This window comes from Kushneria avicenniae (assembly GCF_900112585.1).
GTDB classification, from domain to species: domain Bacteria; phylum Pseudomonadota; class Gammaproteobacteria; order Pseudomonadales; family Halomonadaceae; genus Kushneria; species Kushneria avicenniae.
The window spans coordinates 206,962-230,279 of the sequence record NZ_FOLY01000006.1 but is presented as its reverse complement, the minus strand read 5'-3'; the positions used below and the strand labels follow the sequence as shown (position 1 = coordinate 230,279).

The following is a 23,318-nucleotide window of genomic DNA, read 5'->3' as shown; positions in this document are numbered from 1 at the left end:
GTGCGTGGTCGTGGCGCGTTGGTGAAGTATCTGAGCCATGGATCCTCCTCCGTTAGTGAGTCATACCATAAACCACTACACTCCGGGACCATACAGTTAGTACCTGTCCTGCGTCACCATCATGACCGATAGCGCTTCAAGGGTCGCAGGGTCCTGGCTGCGGATACGATTGGCGATCGGGCGCTGAAACAGATAGAGCGACTCGTGTCGGCTATGTCCGGCATAGAGACAGTCATCGCCCGGCAGAACCGGCTCCTCGCAGGCCTGATCCTCGTCCTGCAGGAGTGCCTCGATAGTACCGTCACTATAAAGATGCCATCCATGAACCTGCTTTAACTGCCAGCTGTCATCGTGAGCATGGCACAGGGCATGGGTGCCCTGTGTATCAGGAAGATGCTGGATGATGCAGGGCTGATCGTCATGCTCATATTCGAAATACGCCGCAGCATGCTCAAGCTCGACGACCTTGTGAAGCGGCGCTGAATCCATGAAAAATTCCGTTTCAGGATCACGATAGCCAACGAAACAGCCTTGCTCCGGGTCTTCAAGCGTGTTGCAGCGTGTCAAATGATCCAGCCAGGGGACCAGCCCCACCACCTGACCATCCTCCTGCAGCCCCCATGCCAGTACCGGCATGCCATAAAGAGAGTCAGGGTCGCTTGCAAGCTGGTAAAGCATCTCAAGGCCGTCAAGCTCGGGTGCCATGCGTACGATGCGATGTTTTTGGCACCGTTGCTGACGGAAGCTGTCCAGGTCGATAACCTTCATACGATGAGTCGACATCGTGTCCATTGCTTGCCCCTCCGGTTATCTGTCCGGTCTATCCCAGTCCTCGATCAAGCAGACGTCCCGATGACGGTGACGTTTTTTAACTATTAGCACATCTGCCACCATGAATGTCATACCCCGAAGTGATACTTTCATGGTAATCAAGCGAAAATCATCGCATCAGGCCCGCCTTGCTGAGTGACCAGGCGGAAGTTCAGCAGAATTTTGCCGCGGTGTGGCGCAGACGCCATCCCAGCAGAATGGAGGCTACGCTGAGCCCCGCAATCAGCCCCAGCCAGTACCCATACACCCCAAGCCCTGCAAACACCCCGGAAACACCGCTGCCCAGCAGATGGCCGCCCGCCATGCCGATAAGCCAGTAGGACGCCAGAGTAATGAGCATGATGATGCGGGTGTCCTTGTAGCCTCGCAGGGCGCCCGCCATGCTTACCTGAAGGGCGTCAGAAATCTGATAGATCGCTGCCAGTAGAATCAGACTGGAAGCCAGAGCGCGTACTTCGACATTGCTTGAATAAAGGGAAACGATCGGATGGGCGGCAATGACCAGCACGATATCGATCAATAGTGCCGCAACGAGAGCAATTCCAATCCCGTTCCAGGCAATGAAGCGCGCTCGCTGGCCGTCTCCCTGACCCAGAGTGTTACCAACGCGCACGGTCAGCGCCATCCCCAGTGACAGCGGCAGCATGAACAGCAGTGAGGTGAAATTCAGCGCGACCTGGTGCGCTGCTACCACGATTTCTCCGAAACTTGCGATAAAAAGCGCAATCAGGGCAAAAAGCGTCACTTCTGTAAAAATGGCTACCCCGATCGGTAACCCCACGCGCAAAAGCTCCATGGTCAGTTTCAGGTTGGGTCGGCTAAATTCCTGCCAGATCTGAACCGGTGTGTAGATTCGGGCGCGGCGGGTATACACGGCCATGCAGCCGCACATGACCCACATGGCGATCGCCGTGGCAATGCCGCAGCCGGCCGCACCCAGCGCGGGCAGGTCCCTGATACCGGGAATGGTCACTCCGATCAGAGACGTCACGCCGTCCCCGCCAAAGATCAGCAGATAATTAAAGGGAATATTCACGGCCAGGCCCACCAGGCTGATCCAGAGCGCCGGCCTGGTGTGGTTGACGCCATCGGAAAACGCGCGCAGCGCTTGATAGAGCGCAACGGCGGGCATACCAAAGGCCACAGCATGCAGATATCGTGTCGAGGAAATGGCCACCGCCTCGGGAACCGACATATAGGCAAAAATCGGCTCGGCCGTCAGCCAGATCAGAACACCCGCCGCCAGACCCAGCAACAGGGCCACCCAGAGTGCCTGATGAACACAGGGTCTGATGGCGCCCTGTTGTTGCGCGCCCATGTGCTGCGCAACGATAGGGGTCAGGCCCATGAGGGTACCCGTCATGAACAGCATCAAAGGCAACCAGAGACTGGCACCGACCGACACGGCTGCCAGATCCGTGGCACTGGAATGGCCGGACATCATGACGTCAACGGTACCCATGGCTGCCTGCGCCAGCTGTGCGCCGAGAATGGGGAGTGCCAGACGCATCAGGGCAGAGGTTTCAATACGACAGGCAGTAAATTTAATGTGTAACAAGGCCGGCTCCAGCCAAAGGAAAGCGCCATTGTATCAAAGCCTTCGGGATTCGGATCTCGTGATAAAGTGACGCGCCAAAAGCAGATTTCAGGAGAAACAGGTGACCTCTCAGCAACAGGAGCATTGTCAGGTCGAGAAGCTGATAACGCTTTTCAATCATGTGTTCTCGTCGCGCTATCAGACGCTGCTGGTGCGGGGTGACGACGAGCCTGTCTACCTGCCTGCCGACGACAATCATGCCCACCACCGTATCGTGTTTGCTCATGGCTACTTTGCCAGTGCGCTGCATGAAATCAGCCACTGGTGCATTGCGGGTGCCAGGCGTCGCCTGCTGGAGGATTACGGTTACTGGTACATGCCCGACGGGCGTGATGGCAGTGCACAGAAGGCGTTTGAAACTGCCGAAATTGCTCCCCAGGCCATCGAGAAGATACTGACACTGGCCTGTGATCGGCGCTTCAACGTCAGCGTGGACAATCTGGAGGGCAGTGCGGAGGTAGACCGTGACGCTTTTACCAACCAGGTGGAAATACGTCGACAGCGCTATCTGATGGAAGGACTGCCGTTACGGGCAGAAGCCTTTCGCCGGGCCCTGTCGGCACTGTTCATTGAACACCGGTCGCTTGAGGAGGCCGCGGCACACGCAGGGCAACGGCTCGATCAGCACGACAGGGCGTGCTGATCGTCCATCGGGCATGGCTCAGTCAGCCAGCATGTCATCGTCCATCCAGCGGACATGCAGCTTGAGCAGCGCTTCCAGATCATGTTCGGCGCGCCCCGGCTCGAGGCCCATCTCATTGAACATTTCACTACGCTGCTGGTGCCACTCATCGGGGTCGCTGTAAAGCGTGCCTGCATCAGCAATCGTTACGAAAGCGCTGCCGGCCACGACCTTGAAAATGTTCGCCAGCGCCGCCTCATCCTGCTCCGGGTTAGCGCTGTAAAGTGTGCTGCCGAAATAGTCGGCTTCCAGCTCGCGGATCACATCGCTCACGCTTACCCCCATCGTGAGAAGCTCATCGGCGTGATAGTCCCCGAGGCTTGCCGCTTCATCTTCCAGCCACGCTTCATCGGGCTGAATCAGGGTCTGCTTGACCCGACCGTCCGGCAGCGTCCAGGCAATGGCAACCGGTACGTCGCCTTCGCCGCTTTCCAGTGCAATAAAACCGGGAAGCGTCAGCCCCTCCGTGTGTGAGAGATCGTATTCATCCTGCATGATCGTGATGTCCCGGCGTTAGATGGAATCAGTGATGTTGAAAAAGGCGCGCGCGTTTGACGTGGTCTGCCGGGCCAGTTCGGCCTCACTGACGCCCCTGCAGGCGGCAATTTCCCTGCAGATCCAGGGCAGCAGCGCGGGCTCATGGCGTCTGCCCTTGAGTCTGGCGGGCAGGTTGCGTGGCAGCAGATAAGGGCAGTCGGTCTCGATCATCAGGCGATCGGCCGGAATATCACCGACCAGCTCGCGCAGATGCTCGCCGCGGCGCTCGTCGCACAGCCAGCCGGTCTGGCCGACATAAAGATCCATGTCCAGATAGCCGTACAGGGTCTGCTTGTCGCCGGTAAAGCAGTGGATGACGGCCGGACCGATGTCATCGCGCCACTGACCCAGCATGTCCAGCATGTCACTGCCGGCATCACGCTCGTGCAGGAAAAGCGGTTTTTTTGTGCGCGCGGCCATCTCGAGATGGGCCTCGAAAGCGCGCCGTTGATCCGAGGGTGAGGAAAAATTGCGATGATAGTCCAGCCCGCATTCACCAACGGCCAGTACCCGCGGATGATCCAGATACCCTTCAATGAAGCGCTGCAGCGAGTTGTCGAATTCACCCGCATGATGAGGGTGCAGTCCGGCGGTCGCATAGAGGGCAACGGGATGTGACTGCTCGGTCAGCGCGGCGCTGGCCTCGATGCTGGCGCGATCCGTTCCGGTCAGCACCATGGCGGTCAGATTGGCGCGCGCGGCGCGTTCGAGCACGGCATCCAGATCATGGTTAAAGCTTTCGTGCGTCAGGTTGGCACCGATATCGATCAGGGGTTCCGGTGACTGAAAGCACAGGGCGTCAGGCAGCATGCCGTCTCCGTGAGTCATGAGATTTCCGGCAGACATTGTAGGACAGCGTGTTTGCCGATGTCCCATGTGCCGGCAGCCATATCCCCGGTGGATGAGATACAATGTCACCTTCGCAAACGCTTTCACCAATTTGCAGAGCTCCATGACGCTTTTACGACTGGAACAGCTTCAACTGGCCTACGGCACGCATGTGCTGCTCGATGGTGCCGACCTTGTCCTTGAAAAGGGCGAGCGTCTGGCCCTGGTAGGTCGCAACGGCACCGGAAAGTCCACCCTGATGTCTCTGATCGAGGGGCGGGCGTTGCCTGACGGCGGCAATATCTGGCGCATGCCGGGGCTTCGTGTGGGTACGCTGTTACAGCACCTGCCACCGGCAGAGGGGCGTACCATTTTCGATGTGGTGGCCGAAGGGCTGCCCGAAACCGGTGAGCTTCTGAGTCAGTACCAGCACCTGATTGACTCCCCCGACCCCGACATGAATCGTCTGGCCACGCTGCAGACGGCCATCGAGGCACGGGACGGCTGGTCCTATCACCAGCGTATCGACACCGTGCTCACTCGCCTTGGTCTGCCGGCCAACACCATGATGGAAGGGCTTTCGGGCGGCTGGCGCCGACGTGTGGCGCTCGCGCGTGCGCTGGTGGTCGATCCGGATGTGCTGCTGCTGGATGAGCCGACCAACCATCTGGATCTGGACACCATCTACTGGCTTGAAGAGCAGCTTTTGCAGTTCAACGGCTCGGTACTGTTCATTACTCACGACCGCGCCTTCCTCAAGCGCCTGGCGACCGGCATTCTGGAGCTGGATCGCGGGCGCCTGGGTCGCTATCCGGGCGACTACGACAAATATCAGGCTCAAAAACAGCATGAGCTTGAGGTCGAATCGCGCGAACGCGAAGAGTTCGACAAGAAGCTGGCGGCCGAGGAGCGCTGGATCCGCCAGGGCGTCAAGGCACGTCGAACCCGTAACGAAGGGCGTGTTCGTGCGCTTGAAAAGCTGCGAGCCGAACGCGCCGAGCGTCGCGAACGTCAGGGCAGTGCCAATCTCAATGTCGACAGCGGCGAGCGCAGCGGCAAGCGCGTTGTGGAGCTTGAAAACGTCAGCCATCGCTTTGGTCAGGACTGGGTCGTTCGCGATCTCTCCATCGAGATACAGCGCGGCGATCGTATCGGCTTCATCGGTCGCAACGGTGCCGGCAAGACCACGCTTTTAAAGATTCTGCTGGGGGAGCTCGAACCGCATGAAGGAAGCGTTCGGGAAGGCACCAACCTCAAGGTCGCCTATTTTGATCAGCTTCGTGCCGGGCTGGATCCTGAGGCGACCGTGCTGGACAACGTGGCCGGTGGGCGTGATCAGGTCACCATCAACGGTCGTGACCGTCACGTCATGAGCTATCTGCAGGATTTCCTGTTCTCGCCCGATCGTGCCCGACAGCCTGTCAGGGCCCTGTCCGGCGGCGAGTCCAACCGCCTGCTGCTGGCCAAGCTGTTTACCCAGCCGGCCAATGTGTTGGTGCTCGATGAGCCGACCAATGATCTGGATGTGGAAACGCTGGAGCTGCTCGAGGAGCTTCTGATCAACTTTGACGGCACGCTGCTGCTGGTCAGTCACGACCGTGCCTTCATGGACAACGTGGTGACCAGTGTGCTGGCCTTTGAAGGCGAGGGTGTCATCCGCGACTATGTCGGTGGCTATACCGACTGGATTCGCCAGGGAGGCAAGCTGCCACCAGCCCCCGGTGAACTGCGGGGACGCGATCAGAGCGTCGACAAGGCGCCCGCTGAAAAACCGACAGACCCGCAGAACAGTGCGCCGACGGCGCCTGCCAGGAAAAAGCTCAGCTACAAGCTTCAGCGTGAACTTGAACAGCTGCCCGCCAGAATCGAGCAGATTGAAACACGTATCGCCGAGCTTGAAGCGACCATTGCCTCGCCCGACTTCTATCAGCAGGACAGCGACAGCATCAATGCCACGCTGGCCGATCATGGCAATGCCCAGCAGGAGCTTGAAGAGGCAATGGAGCGCTGGCTGGAACTGGAAGGCGACTAGAGTCGAGTCCCTGGTCCACCGTTGAGGTGGGTCAGACATTAAAAAGGGGGCGCCGTCATCGACGGCGCCCCCTTTTTTTCAGCTGTAGGTGTGCGGCACTTATTCGGTGGCCTCACCCTCAGCACCGACGCGTACGGCCAGTACGTCGCATTTGGCACCGTGCAGCACCCCGGTCGAGGTCGAGCCCAACAGCAGGGCAAATCCGGTTCTACCATGAGAGCCGACCACAATCAGATCCACGTGGTGTTCGCCGGCAAATCGGTGAATCTCGGCATCAGGCATGCCGACCACCACATGCTGATCCTCTCGCGGAATGCCGTGCGGATCGGCAATCTCGGCCAGGCGATCCCTGGCGTGACCATCCAGCTGATCCTGAATACTGGTGAGATCCATTGGAATATCGCCACCATAGGCAAATCCCAGCGGCTCAAGCGTGTGGATGATGGATACCCGTGCGTTCTGGTTTCGCCGTGCAATACGTATGGCGCGCGCCAGAACCAGTCCCGAGTCGCGTGTCAGATCAACGGCAACCAGTACGTGCTGATAGTGTTCGCTCATGTTCCTGTTCTCCCGTCATGTTATCCTAGGCGCGTGGCGCTGTGGCTCGATCCGTCGGGAACACCCTGTCAGCGACAACACTCTTAATTTAGCCGCTGACACTATGGGAGGGAAGAGGATAGAAAACCGGTGCGGGTAAAAACTGGCTCAGGAAGACGGATCGCTGTCACGCAACGACAGCTCATGGCTGCCGTTGCTTTCGATCAGGGTCAGCACGCGTTCGAAATGCTCCAGATCTTCCTCGCTGATGTCCCTGAGCATGTCGCAACGGGCGTCATTGACGGCCTTCTCGATTTTTTCGAGCAAGGGCGTGGCGCGATCCGTGAGATAGACAAGCTTGGTGCGACGATCTTCCTCGCTGGGACGACGCTCGATCAGCCCCTGTTCACCCAGCTGGTCAAGCGTGCGGACCAGTGATGGTGCTTCAACGCCGATGGTGCGTGCCAGATCGCACTGCGCCTGACCATCTCCATAGCGCCATAAATGATAAAGCGTGACCCATCGCGTATGCGTCATGCCGAGTGGCGCCAGACGCTTGTCGATGACAGCGCGCCACAGTCGCGGTACACGCGAAACCTTGAGGCAGAGAGATTCGTGCATATTATTCGTTGGCCGTGATTGATCAGGCGCCGATTCTTTCCAATTCTGGTGCCTTGATGCAGGTTAACTTTGGTCCGGGATCAATTCTTTTGATCCTGGCGCAGCCATCCGATACCCGGCGTCCTTTCAAGACGGCCATCAGCCGTGCGTGCCTGATTGGCATCGTCGACAACGTCAAAGCGTATCACGCCGAGGCGCTGTCCGGCATCCGTTACGACATCGACCTGCCAGGCACCTTCGCTGTTCGGTCCGAAGTGCTGCTTGCGCGACCAGGCGCGATAGCCCTGATCGCGTCCACCCTGAATGGTCAGATCAATCTCATCCACTACCTGACCGTTGTGACGCCAGACGTGGCGAATGTGTTCGTTGAGCCCCAGCGGGGCATGCACGGCCGTAAAGGCGTAAAGCCCACGGGCGCGAAGATTATCGGTGGTCAGGGCCATGCTGCCCTGTGGCTGTCGGGCGGCCGTATCGAAGGAAGGCGACAGGGCGCTGGCATCGATCCAGAGCGTGGCGGGCGGAATGAAGGTCCGCATTGCCCAGGCCCCGCCGCTGATGCCGATGGCCAGCATGACCAGCGCCAGCCAGCGCCATGCGCGGTCGGGGCGTAGAACACTGATCAGGCTGGGCAGGGCAACCAGCGGGAAGACAATGGCGGCCAGCAACAGGCTGGTACCGGTAGACAGCCGCAGCAGCAGTGGGCCGACTACCAATAGCACGGCAAACACGCAAAGCGCGTGATAGCTGAAATAGAGCCAGCGGCGCTTTTCGGCGATGCGAAAATAGAGCGGGTCCACGATGGAGATCACGGCGCAGAGCACCAGCAGTCCGGTAAAGATGGCCTGCCCGCTGCTCCAGACGGTAGTGATCAAAAAAAAGGGCAGGCAGAAAAACAGGGTTTCCTGGTGGGTCAACTGCGCGCAGAAGGTGGCCAGAAGCCGTGGCAGCGATGAGTGCTCACGGTGGCGATGCCACCAGCTCCAGAGGCTTTCAAGCGACAGCAAAAGCCAGGTCAGCAGCAGGGCCAGCGCCAGCCATGCACCCAGCGTTTGCTGACGGCTGATCAGGAAAAAACTGAAGATACCGCTGCCAAAGCTGATCAGCGGCCATAGCCAGTAATAGCGACGCAGCCAGTGGTAGAGTCGCTCCAGTCGTGCAGGTACGAAACCGGGCAGATCCGTCATGATGTCAGCCGCGTCCTGCTGTGGTGATACGGTAACTGTCCGGCATTTCGGCCAGTATGCCTCGCCCGCCGGCAAGCGTCAGAGCCAGGTCGGCCAGGCTTGCCCAGGTGGGCAGTGCAGCGGCGCCCTTGATGGCCTGGTCGATACGCTGTGACAGCAGCAAAAGCTTGTGCAGGCGCTTCAGGGGCAGTCTTTTCAGGGCCTGCTGATACTGGGGACGTCGCTTTTCCGGAATCATGGGTTTCTGGGCCTTGCAGGCATGTTCAAGGCTCTGGCCCTGATCCATGTGTTGGCGAACGGAGAGCAGCGTGCGCAGCTCTCGTGTCAGTGCCCACAGCACCACGGGGGCCTCGATGCCTTCCTCTCGCAGTCCCGACACGATTCTGACTGCCCGGTCGCGCTCACCGCGCAAGCAGGCATCCGTCAGATTGAAGACATCAAAGCGGGCACTGTCTTCCGTATCGGCCGCCACGGCCTGTGCATTGAGTCGTGCCCCGGGCGGGTGCACCAGTGCCAGCCGGATCAGAGCCTGATCCGCGGCCAGCAGATTGCCTTCGGTACGCTCGGCCAGCAGGCGTGCCGCTTCCTGATCCAGATCCAGCCCATGGCGACCGGCGCGGTCACGCACCCAGAAATGCAGACGCTGGTGATCGACGGGCCATACCGGTACATGTACGCCCTTGCTTTCGATCGCCTTGAACCATTTGCTCTGTAAAAGACGTCGCTCCATGCGACCGGCACTGATCAGCAGGATATCGCTGCTGTCATCGGCCTGCTGCGCGTAAGCTTCCAGAGCACGTCCGCCTTCCTGACCGGGCGACTGGGACCCCAGTCGCAGCTCGATCAGACGGGAAGTGGCAAACAGCGACAGGCTGTTGGCGCTTTCCATCAGCTGATGCCAGCCAAATCCCTGCTCCACCTGCAGGATTTCACGCTCCTCGACACCTGCCTCGCGGGCGCGATGTCTAATCGCGTCGCAGGCCTCCATATGCAGCAATGGCTCCTCGCCGGCCACGATATAAATGGGCGATAGCCGGCGAGCGAGCTGCTCCGGGAGCTTGTCCGGGTAGACCCTCATTCCAGTCGGGCCTTCAGGATGATGATGCCGTCGGAGCGGCCGGGGCGTTACCGGTGCTCTCCGGCTGATAGACCTGCAGTCGGTCGATCAGGCGACGAGCTGCCTCCCTGTTCAGTTCTTCCTTCAGCGCATTACGAGCATCATCACGCGTGAGCAACTGGTCGCTGCTGGTATAGAAGGTGCCCGAGACCACCACTTCTTCCTGGCTGGTCAGGTAGGCGCCGTCAGCGACCCGCTGCAGCGACCACGGCACGGTCAGGGTCAGCTGGCGCTCCTGAGTACCGGCATCGCCATAGGTCAGCTCCCGCTCCTGGAACGCTTCATCGCCCAGGTTGAGGCGCAGCGGTGCCTGATCACTGAGGGTGACGCCAGCACTGTTGAGTTCCTGGGTGACCTCACGCGTGAGTGCGCTGGTCGGGCCGCCGGCGCTTTCCAGGGCCAGCTCACCCAGTGTCAGGGTACTGCCGGGACCCGTGCCGCGAAGCTGGAAACCACAGCCTGCCAGTACGAGGACAAGACCGATACCGGTCAGACCTGCAAGAAACGAGCGTCTTTTCACCTTGAACTCCTTGTATGCCGCAACGACAGCATGGATATCCTGATGTCCCGCCGGCGACCCGGCGGGAACCCTTCGGGAAGGTCGGGCTCAGCCCACCACAATGTTGATCAGTTTTCCGGGTACCACGATCACCTTGCGCACGGCCTTGCCCTCGATATGACGCTCGACGTTGGCATCCGCCATGGCGGCCTGTTCGATGTCGTCGCGCGGGGCGTCGCTGGCCACATTGATGCGAGCCCGCAGCTTGCCGTTGACCTGTACGGCCAGTTCGACGCTGTCACGCGTCAGCGCCTGCTCATCGACCTTCGGCCATTCGGCATCGATGGCCGGGGTGTCATGTCCCAGATGCTGCCAGAGCGCATGCATGGCATGTGGGGTAATAGGGGCCAGCAGCAGTACACAGGCTTCCAGCGCCTCGCGGACAACCGCCAGACCCTGATCACTGTCGTCCTCAAAGCGCGACACTGCGTTGGAAAGCTCCATGACGGCGGCAATGGCAGTATTGAAGGTCACCCGGCGACCAATGTCGTCACTGGCCTTGGCGATGGTTTCATGCGTCTTGCGGCGCAGGGTGCGCTGATCGTCGGTCAGTCTGTCGGAGGCCAACGCCTCCGGCGTACCGGCATCAATATGCTCGATCACCTGACGCCAGAGGCGCTTGAGGAAGCGATGCGCGCCCTCGACACCGGAGTCGGACCACTCCAGAGACTGTTCCGGCGGTGCGGCAAACATCATGAAAAGGCGTACGGTATCAGCGCCGAAGCGGTCGATCATGGACTGCGGATCGACCCCGTTGTTTTTTGACTTCGACATCTTCTCGATGCCGCCGGGGGTGACCGGCTCACCATCGCTGATCAGACGTGCAGCGAGCGGGCGGCCGCGTTCATCGCGATCCACCGTGACCTCGAGCGGGTTGAACCAGTCACGGCCGCCATTGGGCAGGTCGCGGTAGTAGGTTTCGGCGACCACCATGCCCTGGGTCAGCAGCCGCTTGAAGGGTTCATCGCTTTCGACCAGGCCGAAATCACGCATCAGCTTGTGGAAAAAGCGCGCATAGAGCAGGTGCAGGATGGCGTGCTCGATACCGCCGATATAGATGTCGACCGGCAGCCAGTAGTTGGCGCGCTCATCCAGCATGGCCTGATCGTTATCGGCACAGCAGAAACGCGCGTAATACCAGGACGATTCCATGAAGGTGTCGAAGGTATCGGTCTCGCGTACCCAGCCATCACCCAGATCATAAAAGGCCGGCATTTTCTTGAGCGGCGAGCCGGTCGCATCAAACTCGACTTCGCGCGGCAACTCGACCGGCAGCTCGTCATCGGTCAGCGGAACGGTCTGGCCTTCAGGGCCATACTTGACCGGAATCGGTGCACCCCAGTAGCGCTGGCGGGCCACACCCCAGTCGCGCAGGCGGAAATTGGTTTTCACCACGCCACGACCTTCCTGCTCGAGACGAGCGGAGATGGCCGAGAAGGCAGCGTCAAAATCGAGGCCGTCATATTCACCGGAATTGATCAGCGTACCGTGCTCGGTAAAGGCGCCCTCGTGCAGATCAGGTGCATTGCCTGCTCCATCGGCGATGACCGGTCGGATTGCAAGACCGTACTTTGTTGCAAATTCCCAGTCACGCTGGTCGTGCCCGGGTACGGCCATGACCGCACCGGTTCCGTACTCCATGAGCACGAAGTTGGCCACGAAAACGGGCAGCCGGTCGCCGCTGATGGGATGCACTGCCTCAAAGCCGGTGGCCAGCCCCTTTTTCTCCATGGTGGCCATGTCGGCTTCCGAGGTGCCACCCTGGCGACACTCCTGACGAAAGGCCGTCATGCCCTCGACGTGCGCGCTGGCGGCTTCTGCCAGCGGGTGGTCGGCGGCCACGGCCAGATAGGTCACTCCCATCAGCGTGTCCGGACGGGTCGTGAATACCGTCAGTTGCGTACCGTCCTGTGGCAGGGCAGGGCCATCGTCGGCCACATCGAAGCTCAGCTCCAGACCGCGCGACTTGCCGATCCAGTTGCGCTGCATGGTCTTGACCTGCTCGGGCCAGTCAACATGCTCGAGATCGGCCAGCAGCTCTTCGGCGTAATCGGTAATTTTCAAAAACCACAGCGGAATATCGCGACGCTCGACCAGCGCGCCCGAGCGCCAGCCGCGCCCGTCAATGACCTGTTCGTTGGCCAGGACGGTCTGATCCACCGGGTCCCAGTTGACCGTGGAGTTTTTCTTGTAGACCAGCCCCTTTTCAACCAGACGGGCAAAAAACCATTGCTCCCAGCGGTAGTAATCGCTGTCGCAGGTCGCGAACTCGCGGTCCCAGTCATAGGCAAACCCGAGTGCCTTGAGCTGGTCGCGCATGTAGTCAATGTTCTGATGGGTCCAGTCACCAGGGGCGACGCGATTCTTGATGGCAGCATTTTCAGCTGGCATGCCAAAGGCGTCCCAGCCCATGGGCTGCAGAACATTCCTGCCCTGCATACGCTGAAAGCGGGAGACAACATCACCGATGGTGTAGTTACGCACATGCCCCATGTGCAGTTTGCCGCTGGGGTAGGGAAACATGCACAGGCTGTAATACTTTTCGCGATTGGCATCTTCGACCGCCTTGAAACAGCGGTTCTTGTCCCAGAACTGCTGGGCGGTACGTTCGATTTCGAAAGGGTTGTATTGTGCGTCCATCGTGTCTGTCTTGAAGCCTTGGCGTTGGGCAGCGACGCCCTGAAAATGTATGCGGGCCGAATGACCGGTCGTCGAGGCGGCAGAACGGCGTCATGATGCGATCAACATCGTTCTGGACAGCGCGCCCTGAGCCGTCAATGCTTGAAACGACGACATCGATCCGGCCGCTGGTGGTGATCAAGGATACCCGACTCGGCCAGTGACAGGTAGGCCCGAGCCGCGACGTTTATATCATCAAACACACACGCAAGGAGCTGGGCCATGGCTGAGCATGACAAACCCGCAAGAGACAACGATCCGGCAGCGGTTTCACACCGGCCTGAGGTGGCCGAACACGCGTCGGGAACGTCCGGAGGTCACGACAGCAATCGTCTGTCGGAGGCCTATGAGCGCATCGTGGCACGCTTTAATGATCGCAGCGATTCGCTCTCTCGTGAGGGCCTGCAGGAGGAGCTTGATGAGGCCCTGAGCTTCGAGGCCGATGTCGAGGAGTTCACGCGCGATGAGCTGGCCATACTGCGGGCCTGGGTAGAGCGTGATGTCAGGGACTTCCGCCGCTATCTGGTCAGTGGCGGCGAGAGTCTGGCGGGCTTTCTGGGGATTGATCTGAGCGTGTTGTCCGACCGGCTGCGCCAGGGGCTTTTATCAGTGGCTGACCGGACTGCGCTTGATCAGCAACGCTTCGAGGAGGAGCTCGAGGTCGCGCGCGCTGACTATACCGAGGGCGAGGTGGTGGCGCCGGGACGCATGGCCTGCGTCCACTGTGAGCATCCGGTCATTCTGCACTATCGGCAGATGCTGGAGCCCTGCCACCAGTGTGGCCACCGCTATTTTCAGCGCGCGGGAAGCTGATCGATCAGGAGGGCACGGGCCTTGTGCCGTGTCCTTTCTTCGTCGAATTGTCATGCCAGCTGGTCTCGTGGTCATCCAGCGAGCGATTGACGGACTCCGGCAGTCGCGACCCGCCAACAAGGGCCAGCGCTGCGATGGCGATCAGATAAAAGGCCGGTGCCAGCGAATGGCCGGTCAGATCGATCAGCCAGGTGGCGATCAGCGGGGCGGTGCCCCCGAACAGCGTGTACGCCACGTTGTAGCACAGCGCCGACGCCGTATAGCGCACCCGGGTAGGGAACTGCTCGGCCAGCAGCACGGCGGTTACCACGCCACACATGACCGCGCCGATGGCCAGCAGGGAGGCGCCCAGCATGGCCGACCACAGCTCTCCGCTACCGGCCAGATAATAGGCCGGAAAGACGGCAATCATCAGCGAGCCGCAGGCGCCGCGGATGGTGTTGCGTCGTCCAATGCGATCCGACAGCCGCCCGATGACCGGGCAGAGCAGCCCTGAAAATACCAGCGCGCCCAGACTGGCCAGCAGCGCCGTTCGGATGGTGGCATTGCCCGCTACCTGCATGTAGGTCACCAGATAGGTCGTGAACATGTAAAACGACAGCGCCGTGGCAGAAATGAAGGCACTGAGGCAGACAATGGTCGCACCGTGTACTTTCACGGTTTCACTGACCGTGGCATGCGGCGTTTCAGGGGCCTTCTGCAGCGTTTTGAACGCGGGTGACTCTTCCAGATGCAGTCGCATGTAAAGGCCGACCAGGCCCAGCGGTGCTGCGATCAAGAATGGCACACGCCAGCCCCACGCCTGCATGGCGCCCTCAGATAACACCATACCCAGCAGCAGGGTCAGCCCGGCGGCGCTGGCAAAGGCCATGAAGGTAGATACCGGAATCAGGCTGCCATAGCGCGCCTTCTGATGCGTTGGCGCATGCTCGAGCACATAGGTGCAGGCCCCGGCGTATTCACCACCGGCCGAAAAACCCTGGATGCAGCGCGCCAGCGCCAGCAGCAGAGGTGCTGCCAGACCAATGGCGCCGTAAGTGGGCAGGATACCGATCAGCGCTGTGGCGCTGGCCATCAGCAGGATCGTGATCGCCAGTACCCGCTTGCGTCCGATCCGGTCTCCCAGCCGGCCGAAGAAAAGGCCGCCCAACGGGCGCAGGGCGAAGGAGACTGCAAAGACCGCGAAGGTCTGCAGCAGGGCGATAGCCGGCGACCCCTGTGGAAAGAAGTGCTGGGAAATGATGACGGCGAGAAAGCCGTAAACGGCAAAGTCGAACCATTCAACGAAGTTGCCGATCGCCGAGGCGATGATGACCTGATGCATGGCCTTGCGCCTTTCCGGCGACAGGGACTCGAAAAGCGGCTTGCCACTGCTATGAGGACCGGCATGATTGTTATTGGACATGGTGGCGTTCCTGAACGGGATTGCTGGGAGCAGATATCTGCCCATTCAGTTTGCCATCAGTTCTGTCAGTCAGTCTCGCCAGAGCGCCATCAACATTGTCAGGGACGACCCCATTGGCGCCTGCCTCTACCTTCCTGCCAGCAGCCCAAGGTATTCATGCAGCGCCCAGTAGCTGTTATCCAATGCCGTTATGTTGGGTGAAAAACTGCGCGGACCAAAGCCTGCGCGGGCCGTGAAGCCGGTCGGTGCGGCCAGTACGGTGATGCCTTCGTTTTCAAAGGCGCGTTTGGCGCGCGGCATGTGCCAGGCACTGGTGACCAGAATCACGGTGTCGATGTTGTCATCGCGGAGCATGCGGGCGCTGTAGAGTGCGTTTTGTTCTGTAGTGTGACTCTGAATTTCGCGCCATCGCGTCGGCAGGCCAAAGCTGCTCTCAAAGCGAAAGGCCATCAGATCCGCTTCCGGTGGATTGTGTGTGCCACGTCGCCCGCCGCCGCCGGCAATCAGAACCGGCAGGTCGATTTCACGCTTGATGCGGGCGCCATCGGCCAGTCGCTGCATGGCCATGGGCGTGACATCATCTCGGCCGTCAAGCTGTGACTGTCCGAAAAGACGTCCGCCGCTGAGGATGACGATGGCTTGCGCGTCCTGCCACTGATCCTGCGTGGCGATAGGTACGGCACTTTCCAGCGGGTCCATCAGCAAGGAGGCCACGCGTGAGGTAGAAAGGGCCCAGAAGACCAGCACGACAGCGATCCCCAGCCGTCGCCCCCAGCGACGTCGCCAGTGCCAGACGACCACCAGGGCAAACAGCAGCGCCACGATAATGATGCCCGGTGGTAGCAGATACATCTTTAAAAGCGTCAGCATGGTGGTCGTCTCTGCCAGGGCATCAAAGGATCAAGGAGCGTTGGAATCGCGGTGGCGAGTGCGCAGGATACCACCGCCAAGCAGCATGATCAGTGCCAGAAGCAGCGCCGGCCAGCTTCCCGTGCGCGTAAAGGGGGTAAGCCCTTCCATCGGCTGAATGGTGCCGTTGAGTACGGCCGGCTCAAAGCGCGGCGCTCGGGCCAGGATATGGCCATTCGGACCCACGATGGCCGTCATGCCGTTGTTGGTGGCCCTGAGCAGATAGCGATTGTTCTCCAACGCCCTGAGCTGTGCCATCTGCATGTGCTGAAGCGGTCCGATGGAGTGACCGAACCAGGTGTCGTTGGAGATGGTCACCAAAGCGTTGGCGTTTTCGGCGCGCTGTCGTACCAGATCGGGATAGACAATTTCATAGCAGATCGCCACACCGAGACGCAGACCTCCTGCCCGAAGTGGCGCCTGATCATCACTCCCGGCGCCGATGTTGCCCATCGGGATATTGAAGATGCGTAGCACGCCCCCCAGCAGCGACTCGAGCGGCAAATACTCGCCAAACGGCACCAGATGTTCCTTGCGATACTGACCGGGCTGGTCGCCCAGCGCGATCATGCTGTTGTAAAACGTGCCGCGCTGGTCGCGCTGCATGATGCCGGTCATCAGCGTGCTGTCTGCCGGCAGCGTTGACTGGACGCGCTGTAACAGCGGCATGGCCTGCTGCTCCAGCATGGGCAACGCCGTTTCCGGCCAGATGACAAGATCACTGTCCAGACCGTGCTGGCGGGTCAGGCGGAAATAAGTATTGACCGCATCGCGCTGGCCGTCGGGTGTCCATTTGCTCAACTGAGCCAGATCGCCCTGCACCAGCGAGACCGTGAGCTCATCATCTGTCGGTCTGGCCCACTGCGTCGGCAGGGTAAGCGGTATGAGCCAGAGGGCTGCCAGCGGTGCAAACAGCCTCCAGCGACGGGACAGAAGTGCTCTGGCCAGTAGTGCACCGCTCAGGGCCACAACCAGCGATACCAGATACACCCCACCCAGCGGCGCCAGAGCAGCGAGAGGCGAGTCGACGTGGGCGCTGCCCAGAAAGAGCCACGGAAAACCGGTAAAGGCCCAGCTGCGAAAGGCCTCGCTGAGTGCCCAGGCACCGGCAAATGCCGGAATATCCAGCCGTGAGGCGGCGCAGAAGCGATACAGCAGCGCCGGCAGCATGATGAAAAGTGCCATAACGACGATAAAGAGTATCGTCAGTGCAGCGGCGAGTACGCCGCCGGTATTGCCGTAATCATGGATCGAGACGTAAACCCACGACGCGCCGCTGCCGAACAGACCAACGCCAGCCAGCCAGCCCCGCCACAATGCCTGACGAAGTCCGATGTTCTGAAGTGCGACATAAAAGGCGGCCAGCGCAACGGGGCCAAGCCCCCAGAGGTTGAAGGGCGCAAAGGTCAGTGTCGTCAGCGCGCCGGCCAACAGGGCGAGAAGCGCGCCGGCGCCGCGACGCTGTAAAAGGGAAGCCATGCTGCATCCTTTGACAGAAAAACGGGCAGGCGATCATGCCTGCCCGCGATGGGGTTCACAAGCCTGGCCCGTGATCAGGCCGACCGGCGTCTCTGCTCAATGATCGGAGTGGGAGGTGTCGTCGACGACATTTCCGGCATCAATGCGGGCAGCCTGCAGCCAGCGAATGCGACGGCTGTCTGCATTCATGACCGTAAAGCGCCAGTGATCGATTTCGGTGGACTCGTTGCGTGCCGGCAGATGGCCGAAGCGCTGCATGACCAGGCCGCCGACAGTATCGAACTCTTCGTCGGAGAAGCTGCTCTCGAAGCGATCGTTGAAATCATCGATGGGGGTCAGGGCCTTGACGGCATAGGTACCGTTGCCAAGGTCACGGATATCGTCTTCCTCATCGATATCGTGCTCATCCTCGATGTCACCCACGATCTGCTCGAGAATATCCTCGATGGTAATGATGCCGGCGGTACCGCCGTACTCATCAACGACAACGGCCATATGGTTGCGAGTATCGCGAAACTCGCGCAGCAGATTGTTGAGCCGCTTGGATTCCGGAATGAACAGGGCGGGTCTCAACACCTCACGCAGTCTGAAACGCTGGCGCTCTTCGCTGTCCTGAAGAATCAGCGGCAGCATGTCCTTGACCAGCAGTACACCGACGACTTCATCAAGATTGTCGTCGATGACCGGATAGCGGGAATGGGCGGTCTCGCGAATGATGGGCAGGCATTGATCGGGAGAGTGATCGGCCTGGATGGCCACGATCTGGGAGCGGGGCACCATGGCTTCACGAGCCTGCATGGTGCTGATATCGAAGGCCCCTTCGATGATGGTCACGCCATCCTGATCAAGGCTCAGTCGCGTGGAGGCTTCCTTGAGAAAGCTGATCAGCTCATCGCGACTGCTGGGTTCTTCGTTATCGCCGGAAAAAGCGCCGATTATTCTGTCAAGCCAGGATCGGGTTGGCTGACTTGCCGGTCGGTCATCGCTCATGCGTCGGTTCTCTTCTCCTCGGATACCTGATGGCTGTCCTGCGCTTCAACGTCATCGAAAGCGACAGCATAGGGATCGGCAATACCCAGCGTGGACAGGATGTCTCGCTCGAGCTGTTCCATGGCCTCGGCGTCATCATCGTCGATGTGATCAAGGCCCAGTAAATGCAGCGTACCATGCACGATCATGTGGGCGAAGTGATCTTCAAGGCGCTTGTGCTGCTCCAGAGCTTCACGGGCGACCACATGAGGGCTGATCACCAGATCGCCCAGCAGGGGGAGGGGCACGCCCGGCGGCGCCTCAAAGGGGAAGGAGAGCACGTTGGTCGAGCTGTCACGTCCTCGGTAGTCGTGATTGAGACTCTGGCTTTCCTCTTCGCTGGTAAAGCGCACCGTCATCTCGCGACGCGATTCGCCCGGAAAATGTTTCAGCGTGGCCAGAAGCCAGCGCTCGAGCGCCGGCTTCTCGGGGAGAGCTTCAAAGTCGACGGCCACCTGACGGTCAATGCAGACCGCATCGCTCATGAGTGGCGATCCTCTTCGGATTCATGCGCTTCATAGGCATCAATGATGCGTGCGACCAGAGGATGGCGAACCACATCCTTGGAGGCAAAGCGGGTCATGCTGATGCCGTCGATGTCCTTGAGAACATTGAGCACATGAATCAGGCCCGAGTTCGTGCCGCGGGGCAGGTCGACCTGAGTGATGTCACCGGTGATGACGGCCGTGGATCCAAAGCCGATACGCGTCAAAAACATCTTCATCTGCTCGCGCGTGGTGTTCTGGCTCTCGTCGAGAATGACAAAGGCATTGTTGAGCGTTCGACCGCGCATATAGGCCAGCGGTGCAATCTCGATGACCTGTTTTTCGATCAGCTTGTTGACCTGTTCAAAGCCCAGCATCTCGTAGAGCGCGTCGTAGAGCGGGCGCAGATAGGGATCGATCTTCTGGGCCAGATCCCCCGGCAGAAAGCCCAGCTTTTCGCCGGCTTCGACGGCCGGACGCACCAGCAGGATACGGCGAACGTCCTGCTGGTTGAGCGCCTCGACGGCGGCAGCGACGGCCAGATAGGTCTTGCCGGTACCGGCAGGTCCGATGCCGAAGTTGATGTCGTGGTTTCTGACGCGCTCGACATACTGTTGCTGATTCTGACCGCGCGGTTTGATGACAGCCTTGGGTGTGCGCAGGATGACGCCTTCACGCGGCAGGTCGTCCTCTTCATCCTCGGCGATCGACTCAAGGCCCGACTCCTGCAGATAAAGGTGCACCGTTTCCGGCGACAGGGTCTGCGTCTGGGTCTCGCGGTAGAGATGTTCCAGTACGTTGGCGGCCGCCTTGACGCGCGCCGCATTGCCGGCCAGCTGAAACTCGTTGCCACGATTGCGAACCGTGACTTCGAGGCGCTGCTCGATCAGATGGAGGTGCTCATCCTGCTGACCGCTGAGATTGGCCAGCCGCATGGGGTCGTTGGGTTCCAGCGACAGCTGAAGAATACGGTGCGCGTTGGCAGTTTTCTGGGTCAATGTTGGGTCCGGTCGTTGCGTCGTTGAAAGGCAGCCTGGCTCTGATTGGGTATGGAAACAATAACACCAATTGATCGATCAAAAGCAAAGAGGCGCCCTCGCGGCAGAAATGTCACGAAGGCGCGCCGTTTCGGCATGCAAACATCCGACATGATATCGATTGTGTGTCCGGTCAATCAGTGCCTTTTGTCGGAGATCAGCTCACCCCGTAAGGAGTTGGGGAAAGCCTCCACGATTTCAACATCAACGAAATAGCCAATCATGTTGATCGGGTTGGCGGCCTTGAAGTTGACCACACGGTTGTTTTCGGTACGTCCGGACAGCTCGCCGGGGTCCTTGGGTGAAAAGCCCGTGACCAGAATGCGCTGGGTCGTGCCCACCATACGACGCGAGATCTGCATCGCATTCTGCGTAATGTGATCCTGCAGGATCTTCAGGCGCTGTTTCTTGACCAGTTCCGGCGTGTTATCGGGAAGGTCGGAGGCCGGTGTCCCGGGACGTCTGGAATAGACAAACGAAAAGGAGTGATCAAAGCCGATGCGCTCGATCAGATCCATCGTGTCCAGAAAGTCCTGCTCGGTTTCGCCGGGAAAGCCGATGATGAAATCCGAGGAGAAGCTGATGTCCGGGCGCTTTTCGCGGATGCGCTCCATCTTGGCAATGTACTCTTCACGACCGTGGCCGCGCTTCATCGCCTTGAGAATCGTATCGGAGCCTGACTGCACCGGCAGGTGGAGATGGCTGACCAGCTCCGGAATCTCGCCGAAGGCCTCGATCAGGCTTTCGGAAAACTCCACCGGATGCGAGGTGGTGAAGCGGATACGATCAATCCCGTCTACAGCGGCCACGGCAGCGATCATTTCAGCCAGATCGATCTCCTCGCCGCTGTCATCGATGCCGCGATAGGCGTTGACGTTCTGCCCCAGCAGGTTGATTTCTCGCACTCCCTGATCGGCCAGGTGCACGACCTCGTCAAGAACGTCCTCGAACGGGCGGGAAATCTCTTCGCCGCGGGTATAGGGCACCACGCAGAAACTGCAGTACTTCGAGCAACCTTCCATGATCGACACGAACGACGAGGCGCCATCGGAGTTGGGTGCCGGCAGGCGGTCGAACTTTTCGATTTCGGGGAAGGTGACATCCACCACCGAAATCAGATTACCGCTGTCGTTGCGGTTATCCATCATGTCCGGCAGGCGGTGCAGGGTCTGCGGGCCGAACACCATGTCGACATGCGGCGCGCGCTTTTGAATGTTGTCGCCTTCCTGACTTGCCACACAGCCACCAACGCCGATCACCAGATCCGGGTTGGCGGCCTTGAGCTTTTTCCACCGCCCGAGCTGATGAAAGACCTTCTCCTGCGCCTTCTCACGAATCGAGCAGGTGTTGAGCAGGATGACATCGGCCTCGTTTTCGTTGTCCGTCAGTTCGAGCTGATGGGATTCGCCCAGCAGGTCGGCCATGCGAGCCGAGTCGTACTCGTTCATCTGGCAGCCGTGGGTCTTGATGAAGAGTTTCTTCGTCATGGGCCTTGGGTACATAAACAGGAAAATGGGTGTCTGACGATGCGTCGGCGATGACAGCACAAAAAGGGCCGTTCGTTCGCCATATCATCGAGAGAAGGATATTGAATCGTCGCGTAGCGATCATGGGATGGCGAAATTATACGCAAGGGCATCGGCACAGGCCAGCATGCGCGTGTGTAGTCAAAAGAAGTGTTTGTGTTTCAACACGTGTGCATGCCCGTGACGCTCGCCATCGGCGCAAAAGCCTGTGATAGACTCCCGCGCTTGTGGCGGCCCTTCGTGCTGCAATCGACATCGGTCTGGCGCAATACAGTGAGGATTGAGCGTACATGGCGGCAAGACCCCTCTATAGAATCAGTTTCCTGCAGCAGGGTGAGCTCTGGGAGCTCTACGCCCGTGACATCTTCCAGAGCGAGCTCTGGGGCTTTATCGAAATCGAGGGCGTGGTCTTTGGTGATGACACGAAGGTGGTGGTCGACCCGAGCGCTGAAAAGCTGCGTCGCACCTTCGAGGGCGTTTCGCGCAGCTATCTGCCCATGAATGCCATCGTGCGTATTGATGAAGTCGAGCGCGAGGGCACACCAAGAGCGGTCAAGGCGGAAGGAAATGTCACCGCCTTTCCGGGCGCCATGCACTGGCCGCCTCGGGAAGAGTAACGCCAGAGCTGAATATTTTTTGAACAAAATGGTGTCATGGCCTGTCAGTCGGGCGCTTTGTGGCTCATGTGATCAGGTTGTCCCGCAGGTTATCCACAGAAACTGTGGATGAGCGGCGACCAAAGGCATCGAACAATCGTTACGCCCGGCCCGGGCATCATGATGTGACTATAATTTTTTGACGAACCAGTGACTTCACCATGAAAACAATCGGAAAACTCTGCGTCGGTCTCCTGTTGGGTGTCGGTATCAGCACCGCCCACGCTGAAGAAGCCCGCTGGGTCAGTGATTCACTATCGACCTATGTCAGAAGTGGCCCCACCGACAGCTATCGCATCGTGGGTACCGTGGATGCCGGCCAGCGCGTCACACTGCTTGAGTCCCAGGGCGACTACAGCCGCATTCGCACCGAAGGCGGTGATACCGTCTGGATTCCCAGCGATGACCTTCAGGCGCAGGAGAGCGTGCAGGAGAAGGTGCCTGACCTGCAGGCGCGGGTGCAGACCCTGACGCAGCGCCTGGAAGGCATCGATGACGAGTGGAACCAGCGAGTCGCTGACATGAAAAGCTCGCTGCAGAGCAGCCAGTCACGCGTCAACGAACTCCAGACCAGCAATGATGACCTCAATGCTCAGCTTACTCAGGCGCAATCGAAAATGCGCGAGTATCAGGCAAGGCTGGATACCGAGCGCGAGGATCTGTTGATGCGCTATTTTGTTTATGGCGGCAGCGTGGCCGGGGGTGGCCTGATACTCGGCCTGCTGGTGCCGCACCTGCCCCGGCGTCGTAAAAAGCGTGATCGCTGGTTCTGATC

General features: G+C 59.8%; 22 protein-coding genes. 5 read left to right on the top strand and 17 right to left on the bottom strand.

Annotated elements, in window-relative coordinates:
* Positions 1–96 precede the first annotated feature (96 nt).
* A complete protein-coding gene (locus BM079_RS14590) occupies positions 97–783 on the bottom strand; it encodes a hypothetical protein (protein WP_380059337.1) in 687 nt (228 codons plus the stop codon).
* 199 nt (positions 784–982) lie between these two features.
* Complete coding sequence (locus BM079_RS14585) at positions 983–2,341, bottom strand: MATE family efflux transporter (protein WP_090135503.1); 1,359 nt, start codon at positions 2,339–2,341, stop codon at positions 983–985.
* Positions 2,342–2,489: 148 nt separating this feature from the next.
* Here BM079_RS14585 and BM079_RS14580 point away from each other — a divergent pair, with 148 nt between their 5' ends.
* Entirely contained in the window at positions 2,490–3,071 is a 582-nt protein-coding gene (locus tag BM079_RS14580; RefSeq protein WP_090135501.1) for an elongation factor P hydroxylase, read from the top strand.
* 18 nt (positions 3,072–3,089) lie between these two features.
* Here BM079_RS14580 and BM079_RS14575 read toward each other — a convergent pair whose 3' ends face one another.
* Both BM079_RS14575 and BM079_RS14570 read right to left on the bottom strand, forming a co-directional pair.
* On the bottom strand, positions 3,090–3,605 hold the full coding sequence (locus tag BM079_RS14575; protein ID WP_090135499.1) for a hypothetical protein: 516 nt from the start codon (positions 3,603–3,605) through the stop codon (positions 3,090–3,092).
* 18 nt (positions 3,606–3,623) lie between these two features.
* Entirely contained in the window at positions 3,624–4,475 is an 852-nt protein-coding gene (locus BM079_RS14570) for a TatD family hydrolase (protein WP_245743088.1), read from the bottom strand.
* Between the two features lie 124 nt (positions 4,476–4,599).
* On the opposite strand from BM079_RS14570, the gene BM079_RS14565 reads away from it, so the two are divergent.
* The gene (locus BM079_RS14565; protein ID WP_090135543.1) at positions 4,600–6,507 is read left to right on the top strand and encodes an ATP-binding cassette domain-containing protein; all 1,908 of its coding nucleotides are present in this window, start codon (positions 4,600–4,602) and stop codon (positions 6,505–6,507) included.
* A gap of 99 nt (positions 6,508–6,606) precedes the next feature.
* On the opposite strand, the gene BM079_RS14560 is transcribed toward BM079_RS14565, so the two are convergent.
* The 6 genes from BM079_RS14560 to leuS form a co-directional block, all read right to left on the bottom strand.
* The gene (locus BM079_RS14560) at positions 6,607–7,065 is read right to left on the bottom strand and encodes a universal stress protein (protein ID WP_090135497.1); all 459 of its coding nucleotides are present in this window, start codon (positions 7,063–7,065) and stop codon (positions 6,607–6,609) included.
* Between the two features lie 147 nt (positions 7,066–7,212).
* The gene (gene slyA / locus BM079_RS14555; protein WP_090135495.1) at positions 7,213–7,665 is read right to left on the bottom strand and encodes a transcriptional regulator SlyA; all 453 of its coding nucleotides are present in this window, start codon (positions 7,663–7,665) and stop codon (positions 7,213–7,215) included.
* Positions 7,666–7,745: 80 nt separating this feature from the next.
* Positions 7,746–8,849 (bottom strand): DUF5924 family protein, encoded by a 1,104-nt coding sequence (locus BM079_RS14550; RefSeq protein ID WP_090135492.1) that lies wholly within the window; start codon positions 8,847–8,849, stop codon positions 7,746–7,748.
* Between the two features lie 4 nt (positions 8,850–8,853).
* Entirely contained in the window at positions 8,854–9,927 is a 1,074-nt protein-coding gene (holA, locus tag BM079_RS14545) for a DNA polymerase III subunit delta (protein ID WP_090135490.1), read from the bottom strand.
* 13 nt (positions 9,928–9,940) lie between these two features.
* A complete protein-coding gene (locus BM079_RS14540; RefSeq protein WP_175489720.1) occupies positions 9,941–10,486 on the bottom strand; it encodes an LPS-assembly lipoprotein LptE in 546 nt (181 codons plus the stop codon).
* Positions 10,487–10,573: 87 nt separating this feature from the next.
* On the bottom strand, positions 10,574–13,165 hold the full coding sequence (gene leuS, locus BM079_RS14535; protein ID WP_090135486.1) for a leucine--tRNA ligase: 2,592 nt from the start codon (positions 13,163–13,165) through the stop codon (positions 10,574–10,576).
* 261 nt (positions 13,166–13,426) lie between these two features.
* Between leuS and BM079_RS14530 the strand changes: the two genes are divergently transcribed.
* The gene (locus BM079_RS14530) at positions 13,427–14,017 is read left to right on the top strand and encodes a zinc ribbon-containing protein (RefSeq protein ID WP_090135484.1); all 591 of its coding nucleotides are present in this window, start codon (positions 13,427–13,429) and stop codon (positions 14,015–14,017) included.
* 4 nt (positions 14,018–14,021) lie between these two features.
* On the opposite strand, the gene BM079_RS14525 is transcribed toward BM079_RS14530, so the two are convergent.
* The 7 genes from BM079_RS14525 to miaB form a co-directional block, all read right to left on the bottom strand.
* Complete coding sequence (locus tag BM079_RS14525) at positions 14,022–15,422, bottom strand: MFS transporter (RefSeq protein WP_175489719.1); 1,401 nt, start codon at positions 15,420–15,422, stop codon at positions 14,022–14,024.
* A 126-nt stretch (positions 15,423–15,548) separates the two neighbouring features.
* On the bottom strand, positions 15,549–16,292 hold the full coding sequence (locus tag BM079_RS14520; RefSeq protein WP_090135481.1) for a YdcF family protein: 744 nt from the start codon (positions 16,290–16,292) through the stop codon (positions 15,549–15,551).
* A gap of 30 nt (positions 16,293–16,322) precedes the next feature.
* The gene (gene lnt, locus BM079_RS14515) at positions 16,323–17,810 is read right to left on the bottom strand and encodes an apolipoprotein N-acyltransferase (RefSeq protein ID WP_090135479.1); all 1,488 of its coding nucleotides are present in this window, start codon (positions 17,808–17,810) and stop codon (positions 16,323–16,325) included.
* 96 nt (positions 17,811–17,906) lie between these two features.
* Complete coding sequence (locus BM079_RS14510; protein ID WP_090135475.1) at positions 17,907–18,800, bottom strand: HlyC/CorC family transporter; 894 nt, start codon at positions 18,798–18,800, stop codon at positions 17,907–17,909.
* The gene (ybeY, locus tag BM079_RS14505; RefSeq protein WP_090135473.1) at positions 18,797–19,324 is read right to left on the bottom strand and encodes an rRNA maturation RNase YbeY; all 528 of its coding nucleotides are present in this window, start codon (positions 19,322–19,324) and stop codon (positions 18,797–18,799) included. The genes BM079_RS14510 and ybeY overlap by 4 nt, the downstream gene beginning before the upstream one ends.
* Positions 19,321–20,322 (bottom strand): PhoH family protein, encoded by a 1,002-nt coding sequence (locus BM079_RS14500; RefSeq protein WP_090135471.1) that lies wholly within the window; start codon positions 20,320–20,322, stop codon positions 19,321–19,323. Before BM079_RS14500 ends, ybeY begins: the two co-directional genes overlap by 4 nt.
* Positions 20,323–20,498: 176 nt before the next feature.
* The gene (gene miaB, locus BM079_RS14495; protein ID WP_090135469.1) at positions 20,499–21,848 is read right to left on the bottom strand and encodes a tRNA (N6-isopentenyl adenosine(37)-C2)-methylthiotransferase MiaB; all 1,350 of its coding nucleotides are present in this window, start codon (positions 21,846–21,848) and stop codon (positions 20,499–20,501) included.
* Between the two features lie 329 nt (positions 21,849–22,177).
* On the opposite strand from miaB, the gene BM079_RS14490 reads away from it, so the two are divergent.
* Together BM079_RS14490 and BM079_RS14485 are read left to right on the top strand one after the other, a co-directional pair.
* On the top strand, positions 22,178–22,504 hold the full coding sequence (locus BM079_RS14490) for a DUF1820 family protein (protein WP_090135467.1): 327 nt from the start codon (positions 22,178–22,180) through the stop codon (positions 22,502–22,504).
* Between the two features lie 200 nt (positions 22,505–22,704).
* On the top strand, positions 22,705–23,316 hold the full coding sequence (locus BM079_RS14485) for a TIGR04211 family SH3 domain-containing protein (protein WP_090135465.1): 612 nt from the start codon (positions 22,705–22,707) through the stop codon (positions 23,314–23,316).
* Positions 23,317–23,318: the final 2 nt, after the last annotated feature.